This window comes from Coleofasciculus sp. E2-BRE-01, assembly GCF_040221695.1.
In the GTDB taxonomy this organism is placed as follows: domain Bacteria; phylum Cyanobacteriota; class Cyanobacteriia; order Cyanobacteriales; family Coleofasciculaceae; genus Coleofasciculus.
The window spans coordinates 25,584-32,627 of record NZ_JAVKEA010000177.1 but is presented as its reverse complement, the minus strand read 5'-3'; the positions used below and the strand labels follow the sequence as shown (position 1 = coordinate 32,627).

At 46.3% G+C, this 7,044-nt stretch carries 6 protein-coding genes and 1 pseudogene; 3 read left to right on the top strand and 4 right to left on the bottom strand.

Annotated features, from left to right (window positions below):
* Positions 1–130: pseudogene (locus tag RIG66_RS21735) on the top strand (IS630 family transposase); the annotation flags it as partial.
* Positions 131–231: 101 nt separating this feature from the next.
* Here the strand turns inward: RIG66_RS21735 and RIG66_RS21730 are convergent.
* The 4 genes from RIG66_RS21730 to RIG66_RS21715 all read right to left on the bottom strand — a co-directional run bounded on the left by RIG66_RS21730 (position 232) and on the right by RIG66_RS21715 (position 5,406).
* Complete coding sequence (locus tag RIG66_RS21730; RefSeq protein WP_446380812.1) at positions 232–1,944, bottom strand: alpha-glucosidase family protein; 1,713 nt, start codon at positions 1,942–1,944, stop codon at positions 232–234.
* A gap of 129 nt (positions 1,945–2,073) precedes the next feature.
* The gene (locus RIG66_RS21725; protein WP_446380811.1) at positions 2,074–3,417 is read right to left on the bottom strand and encodes an alpha-amylase family glycosyl hydrolase; all 1,344 of its coding nucleotides are present in this window, start codon (positions 3,415–3,417) and stop codon (positions 2,074–2,076) included.
* Between the two features lie 71 nt (positions 3,418–3,488).
* Positions 3,489–5,165 (bottom strand): alpha-glucosidase family protein, encoded by a 1,677-nt coding sequence (locus tag RIG66_RS21720; protein ID WP_446380810.1) that lies wholly within the window; start codon positions 5,163–5,165, stop codon positions 3,489–3,491.
* A 37-nt stretch (positions 5,166–5,202) separates the two neighbouring features.
* Positions 5,203–5,406 carry a hypothetical protein gene (locus RIG66_RS21715; RefSeq protein ID WP_446380809.1) on the bottom strand — a complete coding sequence of 68 codons (204 nt, stop codon included), beginning with the start codon at positions 5,404–5,406 and terminating at the stop codon, positions 5,203–5,205.
* A 32-nt stretch (positions 5,407–5,438) separates the two neighbouring features.
* Between RIG66_RS21715 and RIG66_RS21710 the strand changes: the two genes are divergently transcribed.
* Both RIG66_RS21710 and RIG66_RS21705 read left to right on the top strand, forming a co-directional pair.
* Positions 5,439–5,786: a hypothetical protein gene (locus RIG66_RS21710; RefSeq protein WP_446380808.1), complete on the top strand. Its 348-nt coding sequence runs from the start codon at positions 5,439–5,441 to the stop codon at positions 5,784–5,786.
* 10 nt (positions 5,787–5,796) lie between these two features.
* The gene (locus tag RIG66_RS21705; RefSeq protein WP_446380807.1) at positions 5,797–7,044 is read left to right on the top strand and encodes a CheR family methyltransferase; all 1,248 of its coding nucleotides are present in this window, start codon (positions 5,797–5,799) and stop codon (positions 7,042–7,044) included.

The following is a 7,044-nucleotide window of genomic DNA, read 5'->3' as shown; positions in this document are numbered from 1 at the left end:
CATCAGGAAATTTTATCATCTTTGTAGCTCTTTTAAAATAGTTAAGTGGCTATTTAAGTTTTTTGCTGATGGTCAAATATTCGATTTTCCAAAAACTTTTCAGTATGGAATTTTGCCACAATCTATTTAGGATTGCTATATGCGCCCCTACTTGTGTCAAAACGTATTTCTGAATAAAAAGGGAGAATCTCCACGAATTCTCCCTTTGTTATCGCCATTGGCAATTAAACCCTATTCAGTTTCCGGCGAATAATTGCCAAAATAAACGCCATAGCCGGGAATTTCTACCACCCCGTTATACCGTCGGTTGATAAAATCAGACTCATCGGCTCGATAACAGTTGGGGTAGGGCGATAAATCATAATGCACAGGCATTGGACTCAAATTAAACAGACAAATCAGGTTTTGTTCGTTACATTGGCGAGTAAACCCGAGTAACGGTTCCTCTGTATCCAATAGGGTTAAATCCCCTTTCAGTAAAGCTGGCTGTTTCTTGCGCCAATGAATCAAACGGCGATATTTATTCAGCAGAGACATCCGTTCGCTGTCCTGCTGGTCAATCGCTTGGTCACGATGTTCATCGGGAATGGGTAGCCAGGGTTCTTCTGCTGTGGTAAACCCAGCATTGGGCGCATCTTTGTGCCAAGGGAGAGGAGTGCGTGACCCATCTCGACCCAAAATTGACGGATACCCGGCGAGTCCAAAGGGGTCTTGCATTTTTTCAAAGGGAATCGTGGCTTGGGTTAAACCCAGTTCATCCCCTTGATAAATACAGCACCCTCCCCGCAAGGAAAGCTGTAGTGCAATAAATAGATGATCAAAGACGGCGTGGGTGAATTTATCATCAATCAGAAACTTCAGCCAGCGACTTTTCAGTCGAGGAAAATCATGGGTTCCTCCTGTCCAGCAGATGACGCCATCTTGGAAATGGCTTTCTACCTGCTCAATCATGTCGCGCACTCGCTGATAACTCAACGGTTCATCGTGCATCAAGGCTGAGTTATAGGCAGTATGTAAGCGTTTCTCTCCTTTAACATATTCACTGGACGTAACCACCGTATCTTCAGCCGAACTAATTTCCGCTAACGTCATGGTTCCGGGATATTGATCCATCAATTCCCGAATCGGTTCGAGAAATTCCAAGGTTTCCGGTTGGCAGAAGTTATATTTATTCCATTGGGAGAAAAATGGGTCGTGAGCATCTGCCCCGGCTGGACGTTTCCTATTTTTGGGTCGGGGTGGATTATCCCGTAATTGGCGGTCATGGGCAAAAAAGTTCACCACATCTAGACGGAAGCCATCGACTCCCATATCTAACCAAAACCGTGCCACATCCAGAATCGCTTCTCTAACTTCCGGGTTATACCAGTTTAAATCCGGCTGTTCGGCGAGGAAATTGTGCAGGTAATACTGTTCCCGTTTCGCGTCCCATGTCCACGCACTTCCGCCAAAGGTGGAAAGCCAGTTTGTGGGGGGTGTCCCATCGGGTTTGGCATCCGCCCAGACATACCAGTCGGCTTTGGGATTGTCGTGACTACTGCGACTCTCTAGAAACCAGGGGTGTTCGTTTGAGGTATGGTTCCAAACTTGATCAATGAGTACCTTTAACCCCAAATTATGTGCCTTATTCAGGAGATGCTGGAAGTCTTCCATCGTGCCAAATATCGGTTCGATCGCACGATAGTCAGAAATATCATAACCAAAGTCCTTCATCGGGGACTTGAAAAACGGGGAAACCCAAACCGCATCAACGCGAAGGGAGGCGATATAGTCTAGTTTTTGCATGATCCCCTTCAGATCACCGATACCGTCGCCGTTACTATCCATGAAGCTGCGGGGATAGACCTGATAGATAACGGCACTACGCCACCACTCATGGGATTGTTGATGTTGATCGGGTTTTTCTGTGGTAGATGTGGGGTTGAGGGTGGATTGTTCACTCATACGCGATTAATTTTATTGTTACCTCTTGTCGCTTTACTCTGTACTTCTGTACTAAGGCTCTAAGTACAGCCTGACACAAATTTTTGGTGAATGGAGAAATTCGTGACATCCCGCCAACGTTACATTAGATTATCTCTCCAAAAAAGACACCTGTTTTGCCTCAGTGAAGCCTGCATTCGCTGCATCCGCTTGCCAAGGCATGGGGGTACGGGATGCATCTCGTCCAGGGATATCGGGGTAAAGGGCTTTGCCAAAGGAGTCTTTCATCTGTTGGGCGGGGATATCGTCGGGAATCTCGGCATCGGTTAACCCTAATTCATCCCCCTGATACAGACAAAAAGCACCGGGTAAGGAGAGGAGCATTGCCGCGATCGCATGATAAAATTCCTCTGGATAAGGATTACCCTGGGCATCTTTCCCTGTCCAACGGGATTTCAAGCGACGGTAATCGTGATTTCCGGCTATCCAACAGTTCCCCCCACTGGAGAAATGGTGTTCTATCCGTTCCAAGGTTTCACGCATCTGAGTGGCGCTGAAGGGGTTCTGGAAAAATAGCGCACTGTTGTACACCAGATGCAATCGTTCACTTCCGGTAACATAATCACTGGAGATCGCGATCGCATCTTCCGACAGTGTAACTTCTCCTAAGGTAATCGCCTCATAACAATCCACATGTTCGCGAATTTGTTGCAAAAGCTGGTAATTTTGGGCATCACAAATTTGATTGTGGAACAGTTGCTTGGCTAAGGGATTAGCCGAGAGAATACCATCCGGGGGTGACGCCTCCTCTGGACGCGGCGGGTTATCTTGTAATTTGGGGTCATGAATCAAGAAATTGACCGCATCTAAGCGGAATCCATCTACACCCCGTTCTAGCCAAAACGTGGCACATTTCAAAATAGCATCCACAACTTGGGGATTATGTAGATTCAGTTTCGGCTGAAACTCCAAGAAGTCATAAAAATAAAATTGTTCTCGCTGGGGTGCCCATACCCAAGCACTTTTTCCCAAAAACACTGATAACCAATTATTCGGTGGAGAACCATCGTCTTTAGGATCTGCCCAGACATACCAATCGGCTTTGGGATTATCCCGACTTTGGCGACTTTCCAGGAACCAAGGATGCTGATCTGAGGTATGATTCCACACCTGATCAATGATCACCTTTAAACCTAAATTATGAGCATCTGCCAAAAGCTGATCAAAATCCTCCAAAGTACCGAAATCTGGATCAATGGTGTACATATCCGTCACATCATAGCCAAAATCATCCATCGGCGATTCAAATAACGGGCATAACCAGATAGCATCCACGCCCAGGGCGGTAATGTAATCCAGATGAGCAATAATTCCTGGAATATCACCGATACCATCGCCATTACTATCGTAAAAGCTGCGAGGATAAACCTGATAAATAATGGCATTCCGCCACCAATCAATCAATTGAGGATTTTGACAATTGACGTTATTCATAGGGAACAGGGAACAGGGAACAGGGAACAGGGAACAGGGGAAGGATATAGAGTAGAGACGTAGCTACGTCTCTACACGTCTTCAGATAAGTTCAATTCCCAAAAAAAGACACCATAAGCCGGAATTTTCAACATATCACCGGATCGGTCTGCGGTAAACCCAGACCCCTTAACTTCCTGACAGTCTGGATAAGCCGATAAATCATACTGGACTGGCGTATCACCCAGATTAAACATACACAGTAAACGTTGTTCAGCGGATTCCCGAATAAAAGCAAATAAAGGTTCATCGGTATCCAGAACTTTAGCATTCGTCATTCCCCACATTAAAGCGGGCTGCTCTTGACGCCAATGCATCAGCCGCCGCCAGGTATTTAATAGGGAGTTAGGATCAGGTTCTTGGATATTTACGGCTCGATTCAAATGAGATTCGGGAACGGGTAACCAGGCGCGTTGGGCGATAGTAAATCCAGCATTGGCGGCATAAGATTTCCAAGGCATCGGGGTGCGGGAACCATCGCGTCCAGGGACTTCTGGGTACAGGGCTTTACCAAATGGATCTTTAATTTCTTCGGGAGGAATATCCTCTGGAATCCTGGCTTCAGGTAAGCCTAACTCATCGCCCTGATAGAGACAAAACGTCCCTGGCATAGACAGTAACATTGCCGCAATTCCATGATAAAATTCGTCGGGATAGGGATTCCCATTGACATCCTTTCCTGTCCAACAGGATTTGAGACGACCATAATCATGATTCCCGACAATCCAGCAATTACCACCGTCGCTGAAATAATGTTCTACTTTCTTCAGGGTATCGTGCATTAATTTAGCGCTAATCGGTTCATCAACTAGCAAGGCACTGTTATATGCCATGTGTAGTTTATCGGGTCCCACATGCTGACTCGATAGCACAATTGAGTCTTCACAGAAGGTGACTTCAGCTAAGGTGATTACCCCAGGATACTGATCCACCAGTTCCCGAATCGGTTTGAGGGCTTTTAAGGTTTCTTCACGACAGAAATTGTATTTAAATAACTGCCGAACAATGGGATTATCGGGGGCGACACCATCGGGTAACGGTGCATCATCGGGGCGAGGCGGATTGTCTCGTAATTGGGCATCATGTAAGAAAAAGTTAGGCGCATCAATGCGAAAACCATCCACACCTAACTCCAGCCAGAATTTTGCCCGTTTCATTAAGGCATCAACGACTTCCGGATTATGCCAATTCAAATCCGGTTGACTGGGGAGGAAATTATAGAAGTAAAATTGTTGACGTTCACCGGACCATTGCCAAGCGCTTTCACCCATAAAGGCGGATAGCCAATTATTCGGCGGTGAACCATCTTCTTTGGGATCTGCCCAGACATACCAATCGGCTTTGGGATTATCCCGACTTGTTTTACTTTCCCGGAACCAAGGATGCTGATCTGAGGTATGATTCCAAACCTGATCAAGCATGACTTTCATCCCTAGGGCATGAGATAAGTTTAGTAATCGCTCAAAACCTTCAAGGCTGCCAAACATGGGATCAACCTTACGCATGTCGGTAATGTCATAGGCTAGATCATTCATTGGGGATTGAAAGATGGGCGTTAACCAGATGGCATCGACACCAAGGGCGGCAATATAATCGAGTTTCTCAATAATCCCTTCTAAGTCGCCTTTGCCATTTTCCATGGTGTCTTTAAAACTCCACGGCGAAATCTGATAAATGACCGCGTTTTTCCACCATTGTTCGCGTTGCATGAAACCTCCTTTTTTGAACAGAAACAGCACTAGGCATCTAAGGTCTAATTAACCCGATGTCAGGTGGAATGCCATAGAGTATGGCATTGGTCTGGTTTAGCCTCTCTAGGCGATACATCTCTAGGCGATACAAAGGAGACAATTGCCCCTTGCATCTACACCGAATTAACGGTTTAGCAGTAGCTTGATGCCGTTCCGGCGGCGATAGTTTATAATTTTCGGGTTCGCTGACAGCTATCAATCTACAGGACTATCCTGACAGGGGGTAGGCGAATGATTCATCCTTCCAGGGTAGGAAGCTGGGGGAGTGAGCAGTTATCAGGAGCTGGGGGAGCTGGGGGAGCTGGGGAAGATGGGAGACAAAATTTCTATAGCCTATTACCCTGTTTACTGTTTACTGTTTACTGTTCACTGTTTACTGTTCACTGTTTACTGTTCCCTTCTTTCACCACAAAACTCCCTGCAGCAGAGCCTAAGTACATATATATCTTGAACAAAACTGGAGATATCGCTAGACTCAAATCTAGTGAAGGTTATCGGACATTCTTGAGTAGCGCCATCGGTAAATCTTGTTTGGCAAGCCTCAACGGAGGCAAAATACTCCAGTTTATTGGTCAGTGAGGGGCAGCTTATGCCCGCAGCAGAGTGGGAAATGGAAACATTATTAGAGTATCTCAAGTACAGCAGTGGCTGCGACTTGACTGGCTACAAACGTCCTAGCTTAGAGCGCCGATTCCGTGTCCGGATGCGGGAGTTAAAAATTGATAGTTATCTGGACTACTTGCACTATTTGCAGCGCCATTCGCAGGAATATATCCCTCTATTAAACACGGTCTTAATTAACCTGACCAGCTTTTTTCGCGATCGCGCCTCCTGGGAGTACCTAGCCAACGACATTATCCCCGCAATCATCGCCAGCAAACAGCCCGATGAACCGATTCGAGTGTGGAGTGCCGCCTGTGCCTCTGGGCAGGAAGTCTATAGCGTCGTTATCCTATTTGCGGAAGCGTTGGGCATCGAATCCTGTTTACAGCGCCTTCAATTTATCGCCACCGATTGGGATAAGGATGCCCTCTCTCAAGCCCGAAACGCCACGTATAAACTGAGAGACGTCAGCGCAATTCCTGCCGATCTGCTGGAGAAATACTTTGAGCAAACCGAACAAGGCGGTTATATCTTTCATCGACAACTTCGCCGCCGGATCATCTTCGCTGATCACAACCTGGTAAAGCATGCTCCCATGTCTAAAATCGATTTGCTGGTGTGTCGCAATGCTCTAATGTACTTCAAATCGGACATTCAAATAACCATTCTGATTCGCTTTCATTTTGGACTCAAAAATAACGGCTTTCTCTTCTTGGGTAAGGCAGAGATGGTAATGACTCCCAGACCAATTTTCACACCCGTTAACTTCAAGCATCAGGTTTATCAGAAAGGGCTAAAACTGGATTTAGAGGAACACTTGCAACTCTGTTCGCGATCGCGCAAAAAGCCAGCCATCGATTCTCCAGCTACCGATATCCGCATCTGGCAAACAGCCTTTGAGACAAGTCCCGTCGCCCAGCTAGCCATAGACAGCAACCGTTGCTTAATCCTGGCGAATGCAAAGGCAAATACTCTATTTGGCTTAACCCTCAACGATCTGGGGAGTTCCCTGCAAAGTCTCCAACTTTGGCAGCTTCCGGGTTTATGCCAATCTTTTGAAAAAGTGAATCGCGATCGCAATCCTGTCAGGCTGGAAAATGTAGGCTGGAAAACGGCTAATGATACAACCTATTTCGACATTTCGATCACCCCCGTTTTTAATGCGGATACTCAACTGATTTGTTTAACAGAAGTCTTCTCCCGAACAAATGTACTACAAAAGAGGGTTTGGTGA

Coding starts and splice junctions, on each gene's coding strand:
- RIG66_RS21730 (WP_446380812.1), bottom strand. CDS start 1,944: ATGAGTGAACAATCCACCCTCAACCCCACATCTACCACAGAAAAACCC.
- RIG66_RS21725 (WP_446380811.1), bottom strand. CDS start 3,417: ATGAATAACGTCAATTGTCAAAATCCTCAATTGATTGATTGGTGGCGG.
- RIG66_RS21720 (WP_446380810.1), bottom strand. CDS start 5,165: ATGCAACGCGAACAATGGTGGAAAAACGCGGTCATTTATCAGATTTCG.
- RIG66_RS21710 (WP_446380808.1), top strand. CDS start 5,439: ATGATTCATCCTTCCAGGGTAGGAAGCTGGGGGAGTGAGCAGTTATCA.
- RIG66_RS21705 (WP_446380807.1), top strand. CDS start 5,797: ATGCCCGCAGCAGAGTGGGAAATGGAAACATTATTAGAGTATCTCAAG.